Genomic DNA, 24,193 nt, shown 5'->3' with positions numbered 1-24,193 from the left:
GCGGGTCACCCGCGCTTACGCGTAGACTTGTTGGAAACCACTACTCCGTCTGCTGCGGCCGGCGGGCTCAACTACTCATAGCTCTCTAGGGGAGATTCATGCTGACCCAGCTTTCCAGTGCCGTACTTGCTGCCAGCGAGACGGCCGAACACCACGTCTCCATTCCGATGGACCCGATCATGTACGGCGCCATTATTATGGGCGTCTTCCTGGTGCTGATGTTCGCAACCATCTCTTTCCAGAGCGTGGGACAGCGTCACGACGCAACCCCCGAGCACGTTGATCCCCAGCGTCAGTTCCCGAACAAGCACGACCACGGCCAGGGTATCGAGGGCTGATTCCCCAGTGGGATCACAGGAAACGTACCTGCCGACGGCACAGCCGGAGCAGGAACACGCAGGCCGGCGGGTCCGGCTGGGCGTTATGGGCGGGACGTTTGATCCCATCCACCACGGTCACCTTGTGGCGGCCAGTGAAGTGGCCTCAGTTTTTGGTCTGGACGAAGTTGTCTTTGTGCCCACCGGGGAACCGTGGCACAAGTCGGCACGGGAAGTCAGTCCGCCGGAGCACCGGTACCTGATGACCGTCATTGCAACGGCATCCAATCCCCGTTTTACGGTCAGCCGCGTGGACATTGACCGTCCCGGACCGACCTACACCATCGACACGCTGCGGGACCTGCGGGAGTCGCGCCCTGATGCGGAACTGTTCTTCATTACGGGTGCGGATGCCATGGCACAGATCCTCTCCTGGAAAGACATCCAGGAGCTGTGGTCCCTGGCCCACTTCGTGGGTGTGACCCGTCCGGGACATGTGCTGGAAAACATGGGCCGGGATGATGTCAGCCTGCTTGAGGTGCCGGCCATGGCCATCTCCTCGACAGATTGCCGGGAGCGGGTGGCCGATGGAGAACCCGTCTGGTACCTGGTGCCGGACGGAGTGGTGCAGTACATCGCCAAGCACGGGCTCTACGCCGCTGAATCCCAGCATGCCAAAGAGCCCGCAACCTCAGAGCCAGTAGCTTAATCAAAGAAACCGGATGGGTAGGAAATGACTAACGGTCCAGAGTCCGCAGACGCACCGCGGCGCAGCCGCCGCGCGGCTGACGTACCGGTGGACGCCCCCGTAGGGCCCCGCGAAAGGGAGTCCCAGCAGCGGGCCAGGGACCGTGAGGCCCTGCGTGCGTACAAAGCCCTGGCCGACAAGCAGCCGCGCCCGGATGACTCGGCGAATCCGCCGACCCGGCGCCAGCTGAGGTTGATGCAGCAGCAGCGGGCCGGAGTCGACCCCGCCCCCAAACCGGTTCCCTCCAAGCCTTCCGGCGACGCCGACGCCGCCGCTGTTGTGGACGCACCGCCCGCAGCGCTGCCTCCGGTCCGGGAAGGCGGACGCCGTGACCGGCGCCGCCGCGCCCAGCAGGATACTCCGCCGCAAGGCACACCGGCGCAGGATTCGGGATCGGAAGGGAAACCTGCCGCAGCCGCGTCGGCTGGCGGCAGCGGTCCCAAGAGTGCCGATCCCAATGCGGATATTGCCGGCATGACGGTGGAACAGGCGCTGGTGGCGCGGGAAGCGCTGCAGGCGCAGGCCCGGAACCAAGTGGCAGCCATGGAGGCCATTCAGGAGAAGGATCCCACCGCCGTGGATCTTGAGCTGCTGGCCCAGCAGAAGGCACTGGCGGAGCGCGCGGCGGTCCTGAACCGGCGCACGCAGAACATGCAGCGCATCTCGCAGGAGAACGAGCAGCGCAAGCCGTCCGCCAATGATCCCTCCACCGCCCACAACCTGGCGATGGTCACCCCGCTGGAATTCGTCAAGGTTCCGGGCGTGGACCGGCCGGTCATGCGGCGCCCGCCCACCTCGCACGTGCCTGTTGTCACTTCCACCACGCCGAAGCAGGCCGGCAAGACGGTCCCCGCACCGCCTCAGGCCTCTCCCCGCGGCGGAGACAAACGCTTCGAGGTTCGCCGGACTCCGGCTTCCGCCGATGTACGGCATTCGCGCATTCTGGCCCGGGCTGATGCCCTGGTCAACGCGCCACTTAATCCTGCTGACGGCGCCAAGCCCGTCGGTGCACGAAGCGCTTTCGGGCTTGACCCGTTGGACGTAAAGACGGCCGGACTCGGCCGCACCCGGCGACTGCGTTTTGTATCGCTGGGAGTTGGTGGTCTGGGCATTCTTGCCCTGATCATTTCAGTAGCAATGATCGTCGGCGGCTTTGGCAGCTGACGTTATACAAGGAGACACTTTGAGCGCCACCGAATCATCCATCGACATCGCACGGGTGGCAGCCCAGGCAGCCTCCGAAAAGCTGGCTAACGACATCGTTGCCATCGACGTCAGCGAACGCCTGGCCATCACGGACGTGTTCCTGATTGCCTCTGCCTCCAATGAGCGCCAGGTTAACGCCATCGTGGACGGCATTGAAGAGGAGCTGGCCAAGAAGAACCTGAAGCCGGTGCGCCGCGAGGGGCGCAGCGAAGGCCGCTGGGTCCTGCTGGACTATGCCAACGTTGTGGTGCACGTCCAGCACGAGGAAGACCGTGTCTTCTACGCGCTGGAACGCCTCTGGAAAGACTGCCCGGCAGTTGACCTGCAGATCAAAAACCAGACTGCTCCGGCTGCTTCCGCACCCGCCGTGCCGGATGCCGAATAACACCCGGCCGTGACTTCTTCCGCGGCCTGGGATCCGGCCCGTACCGGCAGGCGAGTTGTCTTTTGGCGGCACGGACGGACGGAATGGAACCGTGCGGGCAGGTTCCAGGGCCAGCAGGACATCGCCTTGGATCCTTCCGGCGCCCATCAGGCCGTGGAAGCAGCCGCTGTGCTGGCGCACCTGCATCCCGACGTCGTTATTTCCTCGGACCTGCGCCGTGCACTGGTAACCGCGCAGGCTCTGGGGACGGTCACCGGCAAACCTGTGGACACAGACCCCCGGCTGCGGGAAACCTTCGCAGGAGCATGGGAGGGCATGCTCTTCGCAGACATTTCCGCCAAGTTTCCCGAGGAACAGGCCGGCTGGTCTGCCGGCAGCGGTGACGTGCGGGCCGGCGGCGGCGAAAGCCGGGTCGATGTGGGGCGGCGGGTAGCCGAAGCCGTCACAGAGGCCGCCGATGCGTTGGCACCGGGCGGAACCCTGGTGGCGGTCAGCCACGGAGGCGCCATTCGCGCCGGTATCTGCGCGTTGCTGGGTCTGCCCACGAACTCATGGACGGTCATCAGCGGAGTATCCAACTGCCACTGGTCGGTGCTGGAGGAACGCGATGTCTCCGGGGGCGGTGTGCGCTGGAATCTGGCCCAGCACAATGTGGGACTCGATTCTCTCCCCAGCGGCCCGCTGGAAGGCTAGTCCGCCGGACGGACACGTCCGCAGCAGGACACGAATTTCACTGGTGTAGTTCGATTTTGCACTCTGTTATTTCTGTACTAAAGTAGAGGAGTTGCTTCGGCCCGGGGGATACAAATTCCAAGGGTTCGGGCATAGTTGAAATAGATTATTGGGGCTGTGGCGCAGCTGGTAGCGCACCTGCATGGCATGCAGGGGGTCAGGGGTTCGAATCCCCTCAGCTCCACCAAACTCTTCGGGAAATCGAAGGATTTGCGGTGGAAACCCGGTAGAGAAGAAGTCACCGGATAATCACTTGTTTTGGGGCTGTGGCGCAGCTGGTAGCGCACCTGCATGGCATGCAGGGGGTCAGGGGTTCGAATCCCCTCAGCTCCACCAAAACTTTAATAAAAAATGTCCCGCCTAACAGCGGGACATTTTTTGTTGACGGACTGTCCGCCCGCACCGCCTCCGTGGCAGGATGCAGGGATGGGTGAACTGCCCGGATGCTGCCCCCGCGCTCTGGCAGCCGCGCGATAATGGAGAAGATTTCGGCCGCGCTGCTCCTTGCCTTCACCTTTATTGCGCTGCTGTGGGCCAACCTGCCTTTCGGGGCAACCTACGCGCAGTTCTGGGGCACCGCCGTCGACCTCCGCATAGGCGGCACCGCGGTGGAAATGACCTTTCACGACCTTGTGAATGACGGACTGATGGCTCTCTTCTTTTTTACCGTGGGGCTGGAGGTCAAGCGGGAGTTCACCATCGGTGAGCTCACCGAGCCGGGGCGGGCGGTGGTCCCCGTGGCGGGTGCCCTGGCAGGGCTGGTGGTTCCGGCCAGCATCTTTTTGCTCCTTAACCCCACCGGCGAGAATGCCGCTGTGTGGGGCGCAGTGATCTCCACGGACACGGCCTTTCTGGTGGGAGCCCTGGCGGTGGCAGGACCAAAGTCCTCCGGCCGGCTGCGGGTATTTCTTCTCACCTTGGCGGTGGTGGACGACATCGGAGCACTGGCGGCAATTGCCGTTTTTTACACGACGGACCTGGACCCGGTTCCGCTGCTCGTCTCGGTGGCCCTGCTGGCTCTGGTGGGGCTGGTCCGGTTCCTGCCCGCTGGACGCGGGCCTGCATACGCAGTGCTTAGCCTGGCGACTTGGGCCGCGCTGTATGCCTCCGGAGTGCACCCTACGCTCGCGGGGGTGGCCATTGCACTGCTCATTCCGGTTTTCCCTCCGCGCCGCGGGCAGGTGGAGCGGACCGCGGAACTGGCCCGGGCCTTCCGGCAGTCGCCAAGCCCGGAATACGCAGCTGCCACGGCGCGCAGCCTGAAGGAATCCATTTCCATCAATGAACGTCTCCAGCGTTCCTACGGGCCGTATGTGTCCTTCCTGATACTGCCGCTGTTCGCCCTCGCCAATGCCGGTGTTCGACTGGACGGTGAAACTTTGGCGTCCGCAGCGACTTCCCGTCTGACATGGGGCATCATTGCAGCGCTGGTGGTCGGAAAGATAGTGGGCATCACCGGAGCCGCAGCCATGATGCGCGCCCTAGGCCTTGGCCGGCTGGCGCCCGGGCTGACGCTTGCCCGAGTGGGCGGGGGAGCAGCACTGTGCGGAATTGGTTTCACCATCTCCCTGTTCATTGTGGAACTTGCAGTGGAAGATCCCGTCCTGCAGGCGCAGGCCCGGGTGGGAATCCTCGCTGCGTCCGGCACCGCCTTCGTCCTGGGCTGGGCCTGGTTTCGCATTCTGGACCGGGTGCAGCCTCCGTCCTCTACCGGGCGCATCCTGGCACGGCCGTTTGATCCGGAGCGTGACCATTTCCGCGGGGATCCTGCTGCCCCGCTGCAGCTTATTGAATACGGCGATTTTGAGTGTCCATTTTGTTCGCGGGCCACCGGTTCCATTGATGAAGTCCGGGAGCACTTTGGGCCGCGGCTGGTCTATGTGTGGAGGCACCTTCCATTGAGCCGTGTCCACCCGCATGCGGAGGAGGCCGCGCGCGCCAGTGAGGCCGCGGACCGGCAGGGTGCATTCCGGGAATACGCCCAGCTGCTGTTCCGGCGGCAGGACCATCTGGATTCCGCGGACCTGATTGGTTACGCCGGAGATCTGGGGCTGGACATGGAACAGTTCCGCGACGACCTGCAGTCCGCACCGGTGGCCAATCGGGTCAAGGATGACGCGCTGGATGCTGAGTTCATGGACCTGTCGTCCACCCCCACCTTCTTTATCGGCATGGTGCGGCATGCCGGGCACATCGACGCATCAACCCTGATCCGGGAACTGAACGCATCCTCGGAGCGTCAGCAGTGAAGGCACGCTGCGATTCCATAGGGTGGCCGCATGATCAGTGAACCGTCTGCCGCCAATGAGCCGCACCGCCCCGCAGCGCCGCAAGGACGTGCCACGGGCGCGCGGAACGCCGGTGATGCCTGGGTGGCTGGGCCGGACGGCCAGCGCTACTGGGGGAAATTCGGTGCTGCCGGGCTTCTCGCCGTGGATCCGGAGCGGGGAATCCTGCTTCAGCACCGTGCTTCCTGGAGCCATTACGGGGATACCTGGGCCCTGCCCGGCGGTGCCCGGCATGAGGGTGAGTCCGCCGCGGCGGCGGCGTTGCGGGAAGCCGCAGAAGAAGCCGGTGTGCCGGCCGGGTCCATCCGGGTCCGCATGATGAGCGTGCTGGACCTGGGCGTGTGGACGTACGCGACCCTCCTTGGTGACGTGACGGTACCGTTCGAGCCCGTGATCAGCGACGCCGAGAGCCATGCGCTGGCCTGGGTCCCCCCGGATGAGGTTCAGGCTCTTCCGCTGCACCCCGCTTTTGCCCGGTCCTGGCGGTGGCTGCGGCCGTTGCTGGACGTTCGCCCGGTGGTGGTTGTCGACGCCGCGAACGTTGTTGGGGTGGTCCCGGACGGTTGGTGGAAAGACCGCGCCGGGGCGGCAGCACGCCTGCTCCATGCAGTTTCTGCCCTGGCGGCACGGGGGCTTCCCGGAGAGCCCCTGGGGCTTCCGGACGCTGTCTGGTTCCCTGAATACGTGGTGGTTGTAGAGGGACAAGCGCGAAAGGTCGCCGGCCCGGAAGATCCGGACCCGCTGGTGAGGCTGGCCAGGGCGGATGGCTCCGGGGATGACGCGGTGGTGGCTGAAGTGGAGCAGTTGCTGTCCGGCGGTCGCAGCGTCACGGCGGTCACCAGCGACCGCGGCCTTGCTGACCGCTGCCGATCGGCGGGCGCGCGGGTTATTGGGGCCGGCCGCCTGCGGCTGTACTTCGCAGCAGGCCGGCAACAATGAGGCCCTGTCCCGCACAGTAGGTCAGCATGACCAGAGCGCTGGTCCAGTTTGGCATCACCTCGGGCATGAAGATACGCAGTGCCAGAATCGTGTCGGAAGACAGAAACAGCACGCCGCCGGCTGAAACCATCGGACTGCACCGTGCGGCCGTGGCCGCTGTGCCGGCAAGCACGATCCCGTAAGCCGCCACGGCCAACGTCAGGTTGCCCAGGGTCGGCCACAGCACCAGCAGCATGAGTACCCACCACAACGCAAACACGAGCGCCCACCGGGGGAACTGCCGATGTGCCACGAACCGGGCCATGAGCCAGATGTAACAGATGTGCGCGATGCCAAAGGAACCGAGCATCACCGGCAGTTCCGGGGCGAACGGGAAGAAGGTCCCGGCGCCGTCGCCAAGCCAGGAGAAGAAAAGCGCCGCCAACAGGAGAGCCGAGGGCAGAGCGACGCTGGACACGCGGCCGGATCGGCGGAAGCCGGCACCGCGGACTGCCCACACGGCGGCGGCGGCGAGCAGCGGCATCAGCGTTAGCTTGGTCGGTTCCGCGATATCGGCTGCACCGGCGAGGCGGGCACCGACATGGATGACGGAGAATGCCGCAAACGGTGCGAAGCCCCACCACCACCGGGGGCGGGGTGGGGCACTGGTTCCACTATGCGCGGGGGCGTTGGTCAAGGAGTTTCCTTCGATCGGCTGAGGCCCATCGTACGGCGTGACGGACGCGGGGATCCGCCGGATTGCACCAAGAAAGAACTATCTGTGCGCCCGATCACAAGGTTCTCGGCCGGATTCGGGTTAGGGTTAGAGATATCTATAGAGCAGAACTTGCTCGTATACCGACGGCTGGGAAGCCGAAAGACCCAGAGGGCCGCATGAGCACAACTGCACAACCAGCCAAACGAGCAGCATCGAAGACTCGCACCAATTCCGTCGTCAGCGCCTATTCAGGTTTGCTGAAGGCCGTCCGTGATGAAGGCCTGCTAAAGCGGCGCCGTTCCTTTTACATCACGACGTTTGTTTTTCTCTGCGCCGGGCTAGTGGCCGCAGGCACGGGTTTCTTCCTCATCGGTGAAAGCTGGTTCCAGCTGCTGATTGCTGCAGCGCTGGGTGTGCTGTTTACTCAATTGGCATTTATTGCCCATGAGGCAGCCCATCGGCAGGTGTTTGAGTCCGGTCCGGCGAATGACCGCGCAGGCCGGTTTGTTGCCAACGCCGTCGTCGGGATCAGCTACCAGTGGTGGATGAACAAGCACAGCCGGCACCACGCCAACCCCAACACGGTGGGCAAGGATCCGGACATCGACATGGACACCATTTCCTTCCTTCCGGAGCAGGCTGCGCGCCAAAAGGGCTTCATGGCCTGGTTTGCCCGCCGCCAGGGCTGGCTGTTCTTCCCGCTGCTGATGCTCGAGGGAATCAACCTGCATGCCACGTCCATCAAGCACCTGTTTGCCAACAAGCAGATTAAGGGCCGCTTCACGGAATTGACCATGGTTTTCCTGCGCCTGGGTCTCTACGTGGGTGCAGTGTTCTTCTTCCTGCCGGTGGGCATGGCCTTTGCCTTCCTCGGAGTCCAGTTGGCGGTGTTCGGCGTCTACATGGGTGCTTCCTTCGCTCCCAACCACAAGGGCATGCCGATCCTCCCCAAGGACTCCAAGGTGGACTTCCTCTCCCGCCAGGTCCTCACGTCCCGCAACATCAAGGGCAAGGGCATGAACACGCTGATGGGCGGGCTCAACTACCAGATTGAGCACCACCTGTTCCCGAACATGCCCCGCCCGCACCTGGCGCGCGCCTCGGAGATCGTCAAGGCATACTGCGCCGAGCACAAGATTCCGTACACCGAAACGTCCCTGACGCAGTCCTACGGGATTGTTGTGCGGTACCTGAACACGGTGGGCCTTTCGGCGAGGGATCCCTTTGACTGCCCCATGACTTCACAGTTCCGGCGCTGATCTGCAGCCGGCAGAAACCGGCAGTGCTGTCTTCGGACGGTGCTGCCGGTTTTCTTTTTGTCTGTTCCCGCCCCGACCAGCCGCACGGCCGGGTGCTTCGGCGGGCGACAGCAGCCGGCGGCCGTGTCTGACAGACTGGAGCCATGTCGTCTACACCCTCAGACCCGTCAGCCAGCCCCTCCGCGTCCGCCGGTGCTGCTCCTTCCGTCAAAGAGCAGGCCAGCCACATTGGCATGCGTCTGGAAGATGCCCTTCACAGTTACCGCGAAGGCAGGGCCCGCAAACGCGGTGAAATCCAAACCGTCCTGCCGTTCACCGGATATGGAACCACCGAGTGGGTCCGTGTCCTGGGACGGGTCATCCTCGCCAAGCCGGGTTATGCCTCGCCCGATGAGAATTCGGCCGGTGCCAAAGCGATCCGTGACGGCATCCGCGGCTGGCGCAACTTCATGAGCCCGCCCATCAATAAGGCGTCGGTCACGGTGGAAATCGGCGATGAGTGCTATCCCGTGACCGCTGACCGCGGGGGTGTCATCGACGTCGTAATTCCCGTGCAGCTGACGCCGGGCTGGACCACCGTGACGCTGCGCTCGGAAGACTCCGAAGCCGCCGCCGCGCCCGTCTACATTGTGGAGCCGTCCGCCCGGGTGGGTGTGGTGTCCGATATTGACGACACCGTCATGGTGACCGCCCTGCCGCGGCCGTTCCTGGCGGCATGGAACACTTTCGTGCTGGATGAGCATGCGCGCACGCCCACTCCGGGAATGGCTGTGATGATGGACCGGCTGTCCCGGGAAAATCCCGGCAGCCCGGTGCTGTACCTGTCCACCGGCGCGTGGAACGTGGCAGCGACGCTGACCCGATTCATCACCCGCAACCTCTATCCGGCCGGTCCGCTGCTGCTGACCGACTGGGGTCCCACCCGGGACCGCTGGTTCCGCAGCGGACCGGAGCATAAGAAGACGCAGCTGGAGCGGTTGGCGAAGGAGTTCCCGCAGATCAAATGGCTGCTGATCGGGGATAACGGCCAACACGACGAAGCGATCTATGCTGAATTCGCCAAACGGCATCCGGAGAATGTCCGGGCCATCGCCATCCGCCAGCTTTCAGCCGGGGAGGCCGTCCTGGCCGGCGGCCGCTCGCCGTCGCGGTCGGGCGAGCGGCCGGCCGAGATTCCCTGGATCTACGCTCCGGACGGTGCAGGCATGACCCGGCAGCTGGCGGAGCTGGGCTTGCTGCCCGAGGCCGGTTAGCCGCTGGTGGGAACCGGCGGCGCTGTCTTCATCCGCTCGCTGCCGGAGACCGTCAGGGCCCAGGTTGCCAGTCCAGCGGCTAGGGCTGGTCTTCTTCGGTTCTAATCGTGCGCAGAACCCGGCGCATACTCATCGCCAGGGATGCCGTGACGTCCACGGGACTGTCCGGGGACGCCGCGGTGTTCATATCGGTCTGGAGCTTGAGCACCGCATCCCGTGCTGCTGAGTATTCCTCGCTGTCCGCGTCCCAGTTTTCCACGGCGTCTCCGCAGGCCAGCATGGCCTCGGAAAGCTGTTCGGAGAGCTGATCGGGCACCGGCATGTCCTTCGGACTGGTCCAGATGGCGGTGGCAAGGACTTCCGTCATGTCCTCCACGTACAGGGTGACGCGCTCCATGGCACGCAGTGCCCGGTAATCAGCATCCAGGTCGTGGTTGTGGCGGCGGCTGCGCAGGTTGCCGTGGCGGCTGCTGTCCGCCAGCTGGACGGACTCCCGCACCTCCCTGCTGAAGGAGATGAGTTCTGTGCGCCTGTTGGACCAGTCCTCGTGTTTCGGCGGCCAGGACTCGGAGATGGCCTGGCCCATGTCCTTGAGCTGGCGCGCCAGCGACAGGCGCAGCGAGGCAAGACCGTCCACGGCGCCGCTGAGATGCAGCGGAGGGAAGACGACGGCGTTGATGGTCAGGCCCACCACAACCCCCACCAGCATCTGCACGGTGTAGCCCAGGGAGTAGCCGTCCGGATCGTCAATCCCAACCACCAGCACAAACAGGGCAGCCATGGGCAGATAGTCCCGGCCCGCACCCAGCTTGGGGATGCCTGCGAGCAGGACTCCGAAGCCGACAACCAGGGCGATGGTCCAAGTGGTGGGGCTGCCCAAGAGTAGGCCCGCCAGGGCCAGCCCAATGCCCGCAACGAGCCCTGCCAGGGTTTGAAGGCCTGCCTTTACCGAACCTGAGATGGTGGGGTACATGCTGACCAGGGCGCCCAACGGAGCGTAGTACGGGTACTGCGCGGCGACACCGGGCACGAAGGGTGCAACGGTCCAGGCGATTGCCACGGCCATGGCAGCTTTGATGGCCAGCTGGACACGGGTGTACCGCAGTATGCCGGCGAAACGCGTCGGGAGGGCAGTGAGCGAGGTTCCCCGCAGCAACTGGCCGGTTCGGCGAAAGAGGTTTCCGGTAGAGGGCATCAGCTCAGTATGGACCGAGCCCCGCCCGCGAGCCGATTTCAGCAACGCAGATCACACAGGCGCCGGTGCCGGTTCGGTTCAGAGTCCCGCCGCCGTTCGCGGCGCGATGCTCTGGGTCCTCAGTACTTCGGCCAGCTGATGCAGGAACAGCCGGACTTGCGGGTTTTCCTGTTCATTGATGAGCAGCGCGAAGATGCTGCGGGCAAGACGGATTTCGGGCACATCCAGAACCACCACGTCGTCGTGCCGGTTGAGCATCGCCAGCTCCGGGACCAGTGCCGCTCCGAGTCCTGCGGCGGCCATCTCCAGGCTTGCGTTGAAGTCATCGCAGTACGCAGCGACGCGGGGATGCAGATTGCAGCTGGCGAAAAGCCGTTCAATGACCAGGGCATCGGGCGTCCCCGGGTGGTGCATGATCCATGGCATGTCCGAGAGCTGCTCGGCGGAGACCTGTGATCCCTCCCGGATACCCCAGGCACGGGGGAGGACCACCCGGAAGTCGTCGTCGCCGAGCCACTGCCGGCTCATCGTGGAGGGCCAGGCCAACCCGCCCTGCCCCACCTGGTAGATGAGTGCGACGTCGAGCTCGCCTCCGGTGCGCAGTCCCTGAATGGTCTGGCCCGGTTCAGCGACGTGGATTTTGAGGTTGATGCCCAAATCCTGCCAGCCGGGGGAACGGATCAGGCGGGGCAGGGCAAAGGTGGCGAGGCTGGGAAAGATGCCCAGGCGCAGCTCGTGGCTGGTTCCTGCCTCAGCCCGGGCCGAGGCTGCCATTAGCGCTTCCATATCGGTGAGAACCTTGGCTGCGTGGCGGGCCATGACGACGGCGGCCTCCGTGGGCACCGCCGTTCGGGCCGAACGTTCGAACAGGCGGGTGCCGGTGGCGCGCTCCAGCGCCGACATCTGCTGGGAAACGGCAGAAGCGGTGTATCCGAGCCGGAGGGCGGCGGCGGCAAAGGACCCCACCCGGATGACTTCCAGGAGGGTCTTGAGGTGGATCGGGTTTACCACTGGTGCCGCCTTTCAGGGCCAGGGCGCGGCTACGGGGGATGCCGCCGTCGACCACTTTATCCGCGCCGGACGCGACACGCCGTCGTACCGCGACACGCGATGAAATTGTGGCCTTCGCTACGCCGCCTAAACTGTGCGTTCGCTCTGCACAGGCTGTGGAGAACCCTCGGCCCTCCGGCGGGAATTCACGGAATTTTCCTGCCAGCCCTGTGCATTAGCTGTGGACGACGGGCCGGGGGAATGACATACTTGTAATACATCATCTTGGGGTTCCCGCTGGAGCTGCGCACTAGATGTAGTGTCTGGATGTAGTATCAATGGACAGACTTCAAGGCTTCACATAGGGGAGACCAACCATGACCGTTACGGTTTACACCAAACCTTCCTGCGTTCAGTGCAACGCTACCTACCGGGCGCTGGACAAGAAGGGCATCACGTACCAGATCGTGGATATGTCCCAGGATGCCGAGGCCCTGGAACGGGTCCGCGCACTGGGCTACATGCAGGCTCCCGTCGTCGTTACCGAGCAGGATTCCTGGTCAGGTTTCCGGCCGGACAAGATCGACGCGCTGGCTCAGGCATCGGTAACCTCGGTCGCCTAAAACGGCTTCCGCAGCACCCGCACCACACCGCAATACCCGCACCGTCAGGAGCGCAGGAACCATGTCACTGGGGATAGCAGACCGCACCGGGCTTGGCCCGGAAGTGGGATCCGCAGCAGATGAGCATCCGATGACCGATGCGCCCCTGATTTTCTTTTCATCGGCATCCGGTTACACCGGGCGCTTCGTCGAAAAACTGGACACGCAGGCGGGAAGAATCCCGCTGCACACCTCCGAACCCACCCTGCTGGCCCAGCGGCCTTTTGTCCTGCTGCTGCCCACCTACGGGGGCACCGCGGCGCAGCCCGGTGCAGCAGCACGCGGCGCCGTTCCCAAGCAGGTCATCAAGTTCCTTAACAACGAACGCAACCGCTCCCTGATTCGGGGAGTCATCGGCGCCGGAAACACAAACTTCGGGGAATCCTATTGCCTGGCGGCGGACATCGTCTCCGTGAAGTGCAGGGTCCCCGTTCTCTATAGATTTGAACTCATGGGCACGTCCGACGACGTCGCCAAAGTTAACGAAGGATTGGAAGAGTTTTGGACGCATCAGTCGCAGAAGCCGGCATGACGGACTCCAAGGAGCTCCCCGCGGCCTATAAGGACCTCGGTTACCACGAGCTCAACGCCATGTTGAACCTGTACGGCAAGAACGGCGAGATCCAGTTCGACGCCGACCGCGCTGCTGCGCGCCAGTACTTCCTTGAGCACGTGAACAACAACACCGTGTTCTTCCATGACCTGGAAGAGAAGCTGGAATACCTGGTCAAGAACGAGTACTACGAGAAGGAAACTCTCGACCAGTACTCCATGAACTTCATCAAGGACCTGTACCAGCGCGCCTACAAGAAGAAGTTCCGCTTCGAAACCTTCCTCGGTGCCTTCAAGTTCTACACCTCGTACACGCTGAAGACCTTTGACGGCAAGCGTTACCTGGAGCGATACGAAGACCGTGTGTGCATGGTTGCCCTGCACCTGGCCCGCGGCGACGAGAAGCTTGCCACCCAGATGGTGGACGAAATCATCGGCGGCCGCTTCCAGCCGGCCACCCCCACCTTCCTGAACGCCGGCAAGGCCCAGCGCGGCGAGCTCGTTTCCTGCTTCCTGCTGCGCATCGAAGACAACATGGAGTCGATCGGCCGTTCCATCAACTCCGCCCTGCAGCTGTCCAAGCGCGGCGGCGGCGTGGCCTTCGCCCTGACGAACATCCGCGAAGTCGGCGCGCCGATCAAGCAGATCGAGAACCAGTCCTCCGGCGTCATCCCCGTTATGAAGCTCCTCGAAGACAGCTTCTCCTACGCCAACCAGCTCGGCGCCCGCCAGGGTGCCGGTGCCGTATACCTGCACGCCCACCACCCGGACATCAACCGGTTCCTGGACACCAAGCGGGAAAACGCCGACGAGAAGATCCGCATCAAGACCCTCTCCCTCGGCGTCGTCGTTCCCGACATCACCTTTGAGCTGGCCAAGCGCGACGAGGACATGTACCTGTTCTCCCCGTACGACGTCGAAAAGGTCTACGGCGTGCCGTTCTCCGACATCTCGGTCACCGAGAAGTACTACGAGATGGTGGACGACGCCCGGATCAAGAAGACCAAGATCAAGGCCCGCGAGTTCTTCCAGACCCTGGCGGAAATCCAGTTCGAGTCCGGCTACCCGTACATCATGTTCGAGGACACGGTGAACCGGGAAAACCCGATCGACGGCAAGATCATCATGTCCAACCTGTGCTCCGAGATCCTCCAGGTTTCCGAGCCCACCACGTACAACGATGACCTGTCCTACGCCGAGACCGGCAAGGACATTTCCTGCAACCTCGGTTCGCTGAACATCGCCAAGACGATGGATTCCCCGGACTTCGGCCAGACCATCGAGACGTCCATCCGCGCCCTGACCGCTGTGTCGGACATGAGCCACATCGGTTCCGTACCGTCCATCGCCAAGGGCAACGACGCCTCGCACGCCATCGGCCTGGGCCAGATGAACCTGCACGGCTACCTGGCACGGGAGCGGGTGTACTACGGCTCCGAAGAGGGCATCGACTTCACGAACATCTACTTCTACTCCGTGGTCTACCACGCGGTGCGGGCCTCGAACCTGCTCTCGATCGAGACCGGCCGCAAGTTTGCCGGCTTCGAGCGCTCCAAGTACGCCACCGGAGAGTTCTTCGACAAGTATGTGAACCAGGAGTGGGTCCCGAAGACGGAGCGCGTGCGCGAACTGTTCCAGGGCATCCACATTCCCACCCAGGAAGACTGGGCTGCGCTGCGGGCTTCGGTCATGGAGCACGGCATCTACAACCAGAACCTGCAGGCTGTGCCGCCCACGGGTTCCATCTCCTACATCAACAACTCGACCTCCTCCATCCACCCGGTGGCCGCGAAGATCGAGATCCGCAAGGAAGGCAAGCTGGGGCGCGTTTACTACCCGGCTCCGTACCTGACGAACGACAACCTGGAGTACTACCAGGATGCGTACGAAATCGGCTACGAGAAGATCATCGACACCTACGCTGCTGCCACGCAGCACGTGGACCAGGGCCTGTCCCTGACGCTGTTCTTCAAGGACACCGCCACCACGCGTGACATCAATAAGGCGCAGATCTACGCATGGCGCAAGGGCATCAAGACCATTTACTACATCCGCCTGCGCCAGCTCGCGCTTGAGGGCACTGAGGTTGAGGGTTGCGTCAGCTGCATGCTGTAGCGTTTCCGCCTGCTGTGACTGCCTAACCCCTCGCACTCTTTTCAAGACAAGGAATCATTCATGACCGAGAAGCTGAAGCTGATCGACAGCGTCCAAGCGATCAACTGGAACAAGATCCAGGACGATAAGGACGTGGAAGTCTGGAACCGCCTGGTCAACAACTTTTGGCTGCCGGAAAAGGTGCCGCTGTCCAACGACGTGCAGTCGTGGAACACGCTTACCCCGGAAGAGCAGCAGCTGACCATGCGCGTGTTCACCGGCCTGACCCTGCTGGACACCATGCAGGCCACTGTTGGCGCCGTCTCCCTGATCCCCGATGCGCTCACCCCGCACGAGGAAGCGGTTTACACGAACATTGCGTTCATGGAATCCGTACACGCCAAGAGCTACTCCTCGATCTTCTCCACCCTGTGCTCGACCAAGGAGATCGACGAGGCCTTCCGCTGGTCCACCGAGAACGAGAACCTGCAGAAGAAGGCACACATCGTCACGGATTACTACCGCGGCGATGACCCCCTGAAGCGCAAGGTGGCCTCCACACTGCTGGAGTCCTTCCTCTTCTACTCCGGCTTCTACCTGCCGATGTACTGGTCCTCGCGGGCCAAGCTGACAAACACGGCAGACCTGATCCGCCTGATCATCCGCGATGAAGCCGTACACGGCTATTACATCGGCTACAAGTTCCAGAAGGGCCTGGAAGGCGCCTCCGAGGAGCGCAAGGCTGAGATCAAGGACTACACGTTCGAGCTGCTTTTCGAGCTGTACGAAAACGAAGTCCAGTACACGCATGACCTGTACGACGGCGTCGGCCTGGCCGAAGACGTCAAGAAGTTCCTGCACTACAACGCCAACAAGGCACTGATGAACCTGGGCTACGAAGCCATGTTCCCGTCCACCGTGACGGACGTGAACCCGGCCATCCTGTCCGCACTCTCCCCGAACGCGGATGAGAACCACGACTTCTTCTCCGGGTCCGGTTCCTCCTACGTGATCGGCAAGGCCGTGAACACGGAAGACGACGACTGGGACTTCTAGTCTTTATGTAAATGTGCACCATTACAGCAGCATCGGACCCACAGGTCCGGTGCTGCTGTCTTTAATGCCGAGCCGCAAACGGCCAACTTGCGAAGTGCGCACCCCGGATGGAGGAACTACTGGTCTTTTATGCTGGCCCGGGATTCCCAAAACTGCTAGCCTCGGGCTCGGTCACGGGGAATGAAGACTTCGATGTGCACGGATCCCAACGAGAAATGGACACCCATGTCGGTGGAAAGAATGTCGCTGTTTGCTCAGGGCGACAACGGTGGTGGCGGCAACATGATTCTTTTCGCGGCACTTATTGCAGTGGTGCTGCTGGTTGTCTTTATCTGGAAGTCTTTCAAACCGAAGAGGACGCCGGATGGTATGGCAGAGCCTCAGGAGAAGCCCAGACCGACGTCAAGGATGAAACAGACCATGACTGCTGAGGAAGTTGCCTCCAAGCGGTTCCAGCCGGTGAAACTCGGGGAGGGATACGACGGGCTGGAGGTTAATGCCTTCCTTGACAGAATAGTTCGGGAATTCCAGCGGCTCCAGGACGAAAACGAACGCCTGCACCTGAAGAAGGCGAACCCACTGAGCGAACCTGTCACTATTACCGAACCCATTCTCACGGCAAAACAGGTGGTCTTACACGACTTCCCTCCCAACAAACTCCGCGGAGGTTATTCGCCGGACGAGGTTGACGACTTTCTCGACCAGGTTGTTATTGGGCTCAGGCAGTGGACCTCTGAGAATGAGGAGCTCCGGGCCGAGCTGGCCGGAAACATAAGCCCGGCATGACCGACAACAACTCGGCCGGCCGCATTGAGCCGCCGCTGGCCGGGACCGAAGCGGAAACCCTTGCCGGTTCCCTGGACCGGCAGCGGGCAACTTTCGCATGGAAAACAGCGGGTCTGGATGCCGAAGCACTGGCCGTGAAACTGGGCTCCTCTGCCATCACACTCGGTGGGCTGCTCAAGCATCTGGCCGGGGTGGAGGATATCTACTTCTCCTGGCGGCTGTGGGGCCGGGACCCTGGTGCTCCGTGGAACACCGTGGACTGGGAGAACGATCGAGACTGGGACTGGCACACTGCCGCCAACGACAGTCCCGAGGATCTCTACCGCCTGTGGAACGATGCCGCAGCGCGTTCCCGAATAAGCCTTGCCGAGGCGCTGGACAACGGAGGGCTCGACCAGTTGCTGCCGGCGGCTGGCGGGGAGGTGGGGAGCCTCCGCCGGATGCTGATTGACCTGATCGAGGAGTATGCCCGCCATGTGGGGCACGCAGATCTGATCAGAGAGTCGATTGACGGGCTGGTGGGGGAGGACCCTCCGACCGAAACGTAAAGTCCGGCGCTAGGGCAACCGGCCGGGGCGGAGCATCGAGGGCACATGCGCCTGGGCGGGATCCAGCGGAACAGGACTGATCAGCTGCGCCGGACCCCGCTGGAGGATTCCGCTGGTCAGTGGCCGGCAGCGCAGGCCGCCCCGGCCACGCATCGCCTTGTGTGCGCCGGGGGCCAGGACCGTATCCATCCAGGCACAGGGGTGTGCATGCCGGCCTCCATGGACGTCAACGCTGCCGGCGGCTGATCTGAGCGTGAAGTCCTGCCCGATAAGAGGTGCGAGTTCAGCGCCGCGGAGCACCACGTTGCGGCGGGGGAGCAACGGATCGAACTGATCAGCGCCGAGGTCCGCGGCGATGGCCTCCAGGGACTCGACGGCGAACAGGGTGACGGCAGCATCCATGTGGGCCGCCTTGCCGAAAAACCGGTCACCCACAATTCCCTTCCCCGCTACTACCTCCACCCGCTCGGCATCGGTGGTGGCGACGTCGGCTGCACCGTCCCGGGCGCGGCCGAAATAAGCGTGGGCGCCGGAGACGAGCAGGTGGAGGATCTCGACGTCGTACTCGTAGCTCATGCTCTCTACGTTAACCGTCCATGAGTCGCATGACGTGTCGAGCTAGTCGCACGCAGCTCGCTTACCGATGCGAATTCGAGGGACGTTGACCCGGGCTGAGACCAGGTTCATCCTTGAGGGAGATCTTCCGTAGAGGGGGGAGCAACGTCGTGGATGATGGTTCCTCGTGGGAGCTAGCTATCGCTTTTCTGCCCGCGTTAATGACTGCAGGCCTGACAACGGCTGGGTTCTGGTTCTCTGAGCGACGCAAGGATAAGGACGCTGTACAACAAAGAATGAAAGCGATCTCCGAAGAGCGAAATCGCGTTTTGTACTTGCGGACGTGGCTTGAGACCTATGGCTTAGTCGTTGAAGCCGATAACGACAACGACGGGGCCTCTAGTGTGCGCCGCGAGGTTTCCAGAGATTTGGTGGACTCCCGCGACCGCCTGTCTCATGCCCTCCAGCCAAGGCTAACCAATGAGCAGACTCCATCTGTGAGTTACCGAGCTTTGAGAAGGGCGTTACTTCTGCCTCTGAAAAGTCCAAGTGCCCGTGCATTTCGGTGGGGATACTGGCTCTTCTTAGCGCTCAGCGTCCTCTTCACCTTGGCGATTGTGACAAGTGGATACGAATCGAGTGATGGCACTCCAGCCGGGCCTGCGACTGTCTTGGCCACCGGCTTTGTCATGTTCTCAATGTTTTTTGCAATTGCCTTGATCTTCCGCGCAATGGCGGCATGGTTGGACCGGCGTTACATGGTTCGAAAGAAAGAGAGACTCGGCTCGCAGTTCCACGTTGGAGCGAGCAATCTTGACTTCCCAATCACGTTCAACTCCGCTGCCTACCGATATGGGCCATAGCATTCGACTGTGAGCACTCAGTTTGCCCACGTACTCCGCCAGGAGCAGGGGGCTGGGCTTTCAGTGAGTGATACCTGCAAGGAATGCTTAGCGCGGGTCCTGTCGCTACAGGGGAGTGAGGCGGTCCCGCAGGTTCATGGTGGTGTTCCAGCTGCGGATGGTCATGGACTTGTACAGCGGCGATGCAATGACCGCGCTCAACCGGCTCTTGGTTAGTTCAGCACTGAGGCGCTGTGAATAGATGACGCCGTCGCCCGGCCAGACCCGGTCCACGCCTTCCCGCGGTCGAAACGCCGTCATGGCCGTTTCCGCATCGATGCCCATCAGGAAAATGGCGTCGGAGTGGTACTTCTCCGGCTGCTCACCGAACCCCTCCGGCCTGGAATCGATCACGCTGTGCAGCTGGTCGGGACTGAGCACCAGCACCTTGATGAGGTCATCATCCAGGTCGAAGTTCTCCACCAGAGCCGCCTCAACTTCCCTTCCCACTTGTTCCGGGGAATCGGGTGAGGCAAGCAGGACGTTGCCGCTCGCAATATACGTGGACACCTGCTGGTATCCCATATCCTCAAGATGCTCCCGCAACGGTTTCATGGGGATCTTGTTCCTGCCGCCCACGTTGATGCCGCGCAGCAGGGCCAGATAGGAATTCATTTCACGTCCCCGTCCCCTTCGCTTGGTGCAGCCGGTCCGTCGGCAACAGAATGTCGATGGACGTGGTCATATCGGCGGCCTTGGCGATGGCACCGGAAGCAGTGAAAGCCACGGACACCCCGTCACGCCGGACTTCCCGGATGAGGACCGGTACCTGTTCGCCGTCGAGATCGAGCCACCAATCCTCCACGAACATCGCCAGGCCGAGGTCATCCAGGAGATTCTCGGCCTCCTCCAGTTCCAACGCCTCCGCCCGCTGCCGGTGCAACAGATCAAACGGTATGAAGCCACCAGCATCTGTCATATGGATGTACCCCACATGCTCGCCGTCACCGGAGCGGCGGTGATCAAAGGTATTGTCCGGCGGGAGTTGCTGCAGCATGCAAGGACACTAACACCGCTGCTGGCCGGGGAACATCGGTCCGAGTCGCTGCCACACACGGCACGGCCGTTATGGAACAGTCGGGAGTGGAGGTAGGGATGCCACGACAGCGCGCCAGGTTATTGAGGACTGTGATCGTCTGCGTCTTTCTCGGCCTGCTGATCTATCTATTCTGGCCCGGCTCCAAGGAGCTCCCGGCCCAGTCAGCGCAGCCCGCTGCGGCCGCCGTGCTGGACTTCGATTCCCCGGACAGCACGCTGGTTGTAGTTAATAAGAAGCGCCCGGTGCCTGCGGACCACGCTCCGCAGGACCTTGCCGACGCCGGCGGCGTGCCGCTGCGGGCCGAGGCTGCAGGGGCCTACCGGGAAATGGCCGCGGAAGCGGGCGCCGCCGGAGTTCCCATGTCCGCGGTGAGCGGCTTTCGGACCGGAGCAGAGCAGGACCAGCTGTACGTCTCCTACACGGAGAACTTTGGGCCGGAGGCAGCCGACGCCATTTCGGCCCGTCCCGGGTACAGCGAGCATCAGACGGGGCTGGCAATCGACATCGCCAACCCGGACGGAACCTGCGCCCTGGAATCCTGCTTCGCCGAAACCTTGGCGGGTTCGTGGGCAGCCGCCAATGCCCAGCACTACGGCTTCATCATCCGTTATCCGGCAGGAGCCGAGCACATCACCGGGTACGCCCATGAACCGTGGCATCTGCGGTACGTGGGGACGGAACATGCCCGGACAATGCACGACGCCGGCACCACCTTGGAAGAATATCTGGGACTTCCTGCCGCGCCGGGTTACTGACCTTCGTCCTTGGCGCCGTTGAACCGCTCCAAAGCGGCGGCGAAATCCCGAAGCTCGGCTTCGCTCCACCCGTCCAGACGGTTCCGCACGGCCTCACGGTGAATGGCCAGGGACCGCTTAAGCCGGTCTGCTCCCTCCTCCGTCACGGACAAGGCCCGGCCGCGGCGCGGCTGGCTGTCACTGTCGCCCTCAACCACCAGGCCAAGTTCCGACAGGGCGTGGATCTGGCGCGAGACGGTGGAGCGGTTCAGTGAGAAGGCGGAAGCAATATCCGTGGCGCGGCACCCGGGGTTGCCGCCGATGAAGGCCAGGAGGGACTGTTCGACCTGCGTCAGCGGGGCGTTGATCCGCCGTGATCGGGCCACGGCCCGCCGGTAGATCGCATCGATCTGGTCGTAGACGCTTCCCACTGCAATGTCCCTGGATCTGTCCTGTTGTGCCACTCCTCCAACTTACCTTCTGGGAAGGATGACACGCCGCGGTATCGAAGTGATGTTGCACTATGCAACAATGGAACGTTGCATAGTGCAACTTACGGAAGTCTCCGTCCTGTTTCCTGAAAGGTCCCATGCCTGACCCGTTCCTTACCGCACCGTCACCTGAATCAGTCCGTCCGGAGCCCATCGTGCAACCAACCCGGCCCGGGCGCGGGGGTTCCGTTCCTGGGGTTTCCTTCTGGAAGTCCCTGGGAATGCACCTTCTGATTCCGTTCTTCCTTGCCGCGGGAATGGGACTGGCCTATCTGGGCGCGTTCCATGAGCCCGAACCCAACCATCTGTCCCTCGGAATCATCGGTACCGGGACTTCGGCGGAGGTTTTCGCCCAGCAGCTCAATGACGCGGAGCCCGGGCGTCTCGATACCCGGGTGGTGGCCGACGCCGAAACGGCCCGCCAGCTGATGGTCGACCGCGAAATCTCCGCGGCCTACGAGCCCGGCGACGCTGAGGCGACGCTGTACGTTGCGTCAGCGGCCTCCGCGACGACGGCGGAGGTGGCCAAGAAGATTTTCCAGCCCGTCGCTTTTGACCAGCATCTGCCGTTGGACATCGTTGATGTGGTACCCACCAACGAACATGATCCGACCTCCCAGGGGCTGTTTTTCCTGCTCGTCGGGCTGAGCGTCGGAGCATACTCGAGTGCGGTGGCAATCTCCGCCGTTGCCGGACAGGTCTCCGTTCCATGGCGGGCCGCCGCCGTCGTCGGCAGCTCTGCGGTGATTGCGGGGATGGGCGTGATCATCGCCGGCCCCATTTACGGGATCCTGGAAAACGGGCTCTGGAGCATGTGGCTGTTGTCCTGGCTCTATGTCACCACGATTGCACTGCTGGGCGTCGCCCTGCATCCGGTGCTGCGGAAATGGACCACGCCCACCCTCACGATGCTGTTTGTCATGCTCAACTTCACCAGCAGCGGCGGCATTTTTACGTCGGAAACACTGCCGCCGTTCTTCGCCGCGCTGGGGACGTTCTGGAACGGTGCGGCCTGGCTGCACGCCGCGCAAAGCATGGTGTATTTCCCGGGCCAGCCGTTCGGCATTGACGGGCTAAAGCTGGCACTGTGGCTGGTTGCTGCCGGAGTCCTGCTGGTCCTGACTCATCGGTGGAGCGTGCGGAGGATCCGCTTGTCCGATGAACGCGCACGGGTGCGGGAAGAGGAAGGCATCGTAGCTGCCTAGTTCTGGTCCGGACGGCCCTCTCCCGAAACGCCGCCGCGGGTGCTGCCGCTCAGAGGCCGGACCAGGTGAACCTGCCGCCGAGCAGCGTTGCCGAAACCGGCATGGTGCGCAGCTGCTCACCGGGCGTGGTCAGGGGATTCATCTCGGTGACGGCAAGGTCGGCCGCCTCGCCCACCCGCACCCCCGACCGGCCGCAGGCGCTCGCGGCCAGGGCAACCTCCGCCGGCACGCACTGCTCGGGATGCCACGGCTCCCGGCCGTCCCGGCTCCGGCTGACCGCTGAGGCCAGCGCAAACCAGGGATCCAGGGGAGCCACCGGGGCATCGGAACCCAGCCGCAGGTTTGCCCCGGCACGGTGCAGGGAGGCCAGCGCGAACGCCCGCTCGGTGCGTCCGGGCCAGAACTTATCGGCCACATCCCGGTCATCCATGGCGTGCTCGGGCTGGACGCTGGCGGCCAGGCCCAGCTCCTCGAAACGGGCAAAGTCCGTCTCCCGCACCAGCTGTGCGTGCTCGATCACACCGGTCATGCCCAGCTTTTCGAAGATATCCAGGACCTCCGTGTTGGCCCGGTCGCCGATGGCGTGAATTGCGGCACCGATACCGGCGTCGCGCGCGGCAGCCATAAGCATCCGCAGCTCATGCATCGGGACTGTGTTTTGGCCGCAGGAGTGCTTCCGGCCCGCGGGGAGCCCCGGATACGGGTCCCAGCACCAGGCTGTGCGGGTGTTCAGTGACCCGTCCACGATGACCTTGAGCGGACCCATGGTGATGAGCCCGCACTCGTCCAGCACGTCGCCGGTTTTCACTCCGAGTTCGATGGCGCCGGCCAGCCGGTCCGGCCACACCGAGACCTCAACCCGCAACGCATCAACACCGTGACGGACGCGCTCAGGCCAGAGCTGCAGGTTGTCGGCGTTTTCAAAGTCCACAATGCCGACGACGCCGCGGCGGGCTGCCGCTTCAGCGGCCCGCCGGCAGGCCTCGAACGAGATGGTGTCCGGATCCTCAAGTTTCTCCAGTGTCCGGAAGCACTCCGCTTCCCGGACCAGGCCGCCGTCGGCCCCTGTGATGCCCAGAGTGCGGACTGCCGCCGTGTTGACCCAGAGACAGTGCAGGTCAGCGCTGATCAGGACCACCGGCGTCGTGCCTGAGGCGGCGTCCAGGCCGGCGCATGTTGGGCTGTCCGGCCAGAGGGCATCGCGGAAACCGAAGCCCACCAGGGGTTCCCCGGCGGATCCGGTCGGAATGGCTGCTGCCACCAGTGCAAGGACATCCGCGGCGCTGCCGCTGCCCGTCAGGTCCAGCCGCTGCTGCCGGATCACCCACTGGGTGAAGTGAACGTGGTTGTCCCACAGGCCGGGGAGAACAAAGCGTCCGTCGAGGTCGTGGACCTCATCAGTGCCCCGCCCCGGTGCAGTTCCCCGCGCCGGACGAATGGCCGCGATGCGTCCGGCGTGCAGCGCGACATCGTGCAGTCCCGGGAGGGAAGGAAACGAAGCGTTCCTCAGCAGGATGCTGTGCGGGTCCATGAGTGTCCTTTGTGGATGCAGGGCGTTCA

The 24,193-nt window shown here is 63.3% G+C and carries 26 protein-coding genes and 2 tRNA genes; 20 read left to right on the top strand and 8 right to left on the bottom strand.

What is annotated here, in order from left to right; translation table 11 throughout:
* Window positions 1-98: 98 nt before the first annotated feature.
* The 9 genes from CXQ89_RS11475 (at window position 99) to CXQ89_RS11435 (ending at window position 6,615) form a co-directional block, all read left to right on the top strand.
* Entirely contained in the window at window positions 99-338 is a 240-nt protein-coding gene (locus CXQ89_RS11475) for a hypothetical protein (protein ID WP_104053922.1), read from the top strand.
* Window positions 339-423: 85 nt separating this feature from the next.
* Window positions 424-1,026: a nicotinate-nucleotide adenylyltransferase gene (gene nadD / locus CXQ89_RS11470; protein WP_237685347.1), complete on the top strand. Its 603-nt coding sequence runs from the start codon at window positions 424-426 to the stop codon at window positions 1,024-1,026.
* 24 nt (window positions 1,027-1,050) lie between these two features.
* A complete protein-coding gene (locus tag CXQ89_RS11465; RefSeq protein ID WP_104161298.1) occupies window positions 1,051-2,229 on the top strand; it encodes a hypothetical protein in 1,179 nt (392 codons plus the stop codon).
* 19 nt (window positions 2,230-2,248) lie between these two features.
* Window positions 2,249-2,656 carry a ribosome silencing factor gene (rsfS, locus tag CXQ89_RS11460; RefSeq protein ID WP_104053925.1) on the top strand — a complete coding sequence of 136 codons (408 nt, stop codon included), beginning with the start codon at window positions 2,249-2,251 and terminating at the stop codon, window positions 2,654-2,656.
* A 9-nt stretch (window positions 2,657-2,665) separates the two neighbouring features.
* The gene (locus tag CXQ89_RS11455) at window positions 2,666-3,349 is read left to right on the top strand and encodes a histidine phosphatase family protein (protein WP_104161297.1); all 684 of its coding nucleotides are present in this window, start codon (window positions 2,666-2,668) and stop codon (window positions 3,347-3,349) included.
* A 150-nt stretch (window positions 3,350-3,499) separates the two neighbouring features.
* Window positions 3,500-3,575 (top strand) — tRNA-Ala (locus CXQ89_RS11450).
* A gap of 73 nt (window positions 3,576-3,648) precedes the next feature.
* A tRNA-Ala gene (locus CXQ89_RS11445) sits at window positions 3,649-3,724 on the top strand.
* A 140-nt stretch (window positions 3,725-3,864) separates the two neighbouring features.
* On the top strand, window positions 3,865-5,637 hold the full coding sequence (gene nhaA, locus CXQ89_RS11440; protein WP_258060053.1) for a Na+/H+ antiporter NhaA: 1,773 nt from the start codon (window positions 3,865-3,867) through the stop codon (window positions 5,635-5,637).
* A 30-nt stretch (window positions 5,638-5,667) separates the two neighbouring features.
* Window positions 5,668-6,615, top strand: coding sequence for an NUDIX domain-containing protein (locus CXQ89_RS11435; RefSeq protein ID WP_104161295.1), 948 nt, complete (start codon window positions 5,668-5,670; stop codon window positions 6,613-6,615).
* Here CXQ89_RS11435 and CXQ89_RS11430 read toward each other — a convergent pair.
* On the bottom strand, window positions 6,563-7,291 hold the full coding sequence (locus CXQ89_RS11430; protein WP_258060052.1) for a lysoplasmalogenase: 729 nt from the start codon (window positions 7,289-7,291) through the stop codon (window positions 6,563-6,565). The two genes, CXQ89_RS11435 and CXQ89_RS11430, sit on opposite strands and share 53 nt — an antisense overlap.
* Before the next feature lie 197 nt (window positions 7,292-7,488).
* Between CXQ89_RS11430 and CXQ89_RS11425 the strand changes: the two genes are divergently transcribed.
* Together CXQ89_RS11425 and CXQ89_RS11420 are read left to right on the top strand one after the other, a co-directional pair.
* Window positions 7,489-8,571 carry an acyl-CoA desaturase gene (locus CXQ89_RS11425; RefSeq protein WP_104053929.1) on the top strand — a complete coding sequence of 361 codons (1,083 nt, stop codon included), beginning with the start codon at window positions 7,489-7,491 and terminating at the stop codon, window positions 8,569-8,571.
* 143 nt (window positions 8,572-8,714) lie between these two features.
* Window positions 8,715-9,824 (top strand): phosphatase domain-containing protein, encoded by a 1,110-nt coding sequence (locus CXQ89_RS11420; RefSeq protein ID WP_104053930.1) that lies wholly within the window; start codon window positions 8,715-8,717, stop codon window positions 9,822-9,824.
* A 79-nt stretch (window positions 9,825-9,903) separates the two neighbouring features.
* Here the strand turns inward: CXQ89_RS11420 and CXQ89_RS11415 are convergent, their stop codons facing one another.
* Window positions 9,904-11,019, bottom strand: coding sequence for an aromatic acid exporter family protein (locus CXQ89_RS11415; RefSeq protein WP_146067239.1), 1,116 nt, complete (start codon window positions 11,017-11,019; stop codon window positions 9,904-9,906).
* Window positions 11,020-11,097: 78 nt separating this feature from the next.
* Entirely contained in the window at window positions 11,098-12,030 is a 933-nt protein-coding gene (locus tag CXQ89_RS11410) for a LysR family transcriptional regulator (RefSeq protein WP_104161293.1), read from the bottom strand.
* A 356-nt stretch (window positions 12,031-12,386) separates the two neighbouring features.
* On the opposite strand from CXQ89_RS11410, the gene nrdH reads away from it, so the two are divergent.
* From nrdH to CXQ89_RS11380, 6 genes are all read left to right on the top strand, one after another.
* Window positions 12,387-12,632, top strand: coding sequence for a glutaredoxin-like protein NrdH (nrdH, locus tag CXQ89_RS11405; protein ID WP_104053933.1), 246 nt, complete (start codon window positions 12,387-12,389; stop codon window positions 12,630-12,632).
* Window positions 12,633-12,693: 61 nt separating this feature from the next.
* Entirely contained in the window at window positions 12,694-13,203 is a 510-nt protein-coding gene (nrdI, locus tag CXQ89_RS11400; RefSeq protein ID WP_104161292.1) for a class Ib ribonucleoside-diphosphate reductase assembly flavoprotein NrdI, read from the top strand.
* On the top strand, window positions 13,200-15,338 hold the full coding sequence (gene nrdE / locus CXQ89_RS11395) for a class 1b ribonucleoside-diphosphate reductase subunit alpha (protein WP_104053935.1): 2,139 nt from the start codon (window positions 13,200-13,202) through the stop codon (window positions 15,336-15,338). Before nrdI ends, nrdE begins: the two co-directional genes overlap by 4 nt.
* 60 nt (window positions 15,339-15,398) lie before the next feature.
* Entirely contained in the window at window positions 15,399-16,373 is a 975-nt protein-coding gene (nrdF, locus tag CXQ89_RS11390) for a class 1b ribonucleoside-diphosphate reductase subunit beta (RefSeq protein ID WP_104053936.1), read from the top strand.
* 180 nt (window positions 16,374-16,553) lie between these two features.
* A complete protein-coding gene (locus CXQ89_RS11385; RefSeq protein ID WP_104161291.1) occupies window positions 16,554-17,159 on the top strand; it encodes a DivIVA domain-containing protein in 606 nt (201 codons plus the stop codon).
* A complete protein-coding gene (locus CXQ89_RS11380) occupies window positions 17,156-17,707 on the top strand; it encodes a DinB family protein (protein WP_104053938.1) in 552 nt (183 codons plus the stop codon). Before CXQ89_RS11385 ends, CXQ89_RS11380 begins: the two co-directional genes overlap by 4 nt.
* A gap of 9 nt (window positions 17,708-17,716) precedes the next feature.
* On the opposite strand, the gene CXQ89_RS11375 is transcribed toward CXQ89_RS11380, so the two are convergent.
* Window positions 17,717-18,283 carry an MOSC domain-containing protein gene (locus CXQ89_RS11375; RefSeq protein WP_104053939.1) on the bottom strand — a complete coding sequence of 189 codons (567 nt, stop codon included), beginning with the start codon at window positions 18,281-18,283 and terminating at the stop codon, window positions 17,717-17,719.
* 149 nt (window positions 18,284-18,432) lie between these two features.
* Between CXQ89_RS11375 and CXQ89_RS11370 the strand changes: the two genes are divergently transcribed.
* A complete protein-coding gene (locus CXQ89_RS11370) occupies window positions 18,433-19,125 on the top strand; it encodes a hypothetical protein (protein ID WP_104053940.1) in 693 nt (230 codons plus the stop codon).
* Between the two features lie 105 nt (window positions 19,126-19,230).
* Here CXQ89_RS11370 and CXQ89_RS11365 read toward each other — a convergent pair whose 3' ends face one another.
* Complete coding sequence (locus tag CXQ89_RS11365) at window positions 19,231-19,779, bottom strand: DUF1697 domain-containing protein (RefSeq protein ID WP_104161289.1); 549 nt, start codon at window positions 19,777-19,779, stop codon at window positions 19,231-19,233.
* Window position 19,780: 1 nt separating this feature from the next.
* Complete coding sequence (locus CXQ89_RS11360; protein ID WP_104053942.1) at window positions 19,781-20,161, bottom strand: serine/threonine protein phosphatase; 381 nt, start codon at window positions 20,159-20,161, stop codon at window positions 19,781-19,783.
* Window positions 20,162-20,259: 98 nt separating this feature from the next.
* On the opposite strand from CXQ89_RS11360, the gene CXQ89_RS11355 reads away from it, so the two are divergent.
* Window positions 20,260-20,958: a D-alanyl-D-alanine carboxypeptidase family protein gene (locus CXQ89_RS11355; protein WP_181032300.1), complete on the top strand. Its 699-nt coding sequence runs from the start codon at window positions 20,260-20,262 to the stop codon at window positions 20,956-20,958.
* On the opposite strand, the gene CXQ89_RS11350 is transcribed toward CXQ89_RS11355, so the two are convergent.
* On the bottom strand, window positions 20,952-21,401 hold the full coding sequence (locus tag CXQ89_RS11350; protein WP_104161287.1) for a MarR family winged helix-turn-helix transcriptional regulator: 450 nt from the start codon (window positions 21,399-21,401) through the stop codon (window positions 20,952-20,954). The genes CXQ89_RS11355 and CXQ89_RS11350 overlap by 7 nt on opposite strands.
* A 248-nt stretch (window positions 21,402-21,649) precedes the next feature.
* Between CXQ89_RS11350 and CXQ89_RS11345 the strand changes: the two genes are divergently transcribed.
* Window positions 21,650-22,633 (top strand): hypothetical protein, encoded by a 984-nt coding sequence (locus tag CXQ89_RS11345; protein WP_104161286.1) that lies wholly within the window; start codon window positions 21,650-21,652, stop codon window positions 22,631-22,633.
* A 49-nt stretch (window positions 22,634-22,682) separates the two neighbouring features.
* Here the strand turns inward: CXQ89_RS11345 and CXQ89_RS11340 are convergent, their stop codons facing one another.
* A complete protein-coding gene (locus tag CXQ89_RS11340) occupies window positions 22,683-24,164 on the bottom strand; it encodes an amidohydrolase (protein WP_104161285.1) in 1,482 nt (493 codons plus the stop codon).
* Between the last annotated feature and the right edge of the window lie 29 nt (window positions 24,165-24,193).

Source organism: Arthrobacter sp. ZGTC212 (genome assembly GCF_002929255.1).
GTDB classification, from domain to species: Bacteria; Actinomycetota; Actinomycetes; order Actinomycetales; family Micrococcaceae; genus Arthrobacter_B; species Arthrobacter_B sunyaminii.
This window is presented reverse-complemented; position numbering and strand designations above follow the sequence as displayed.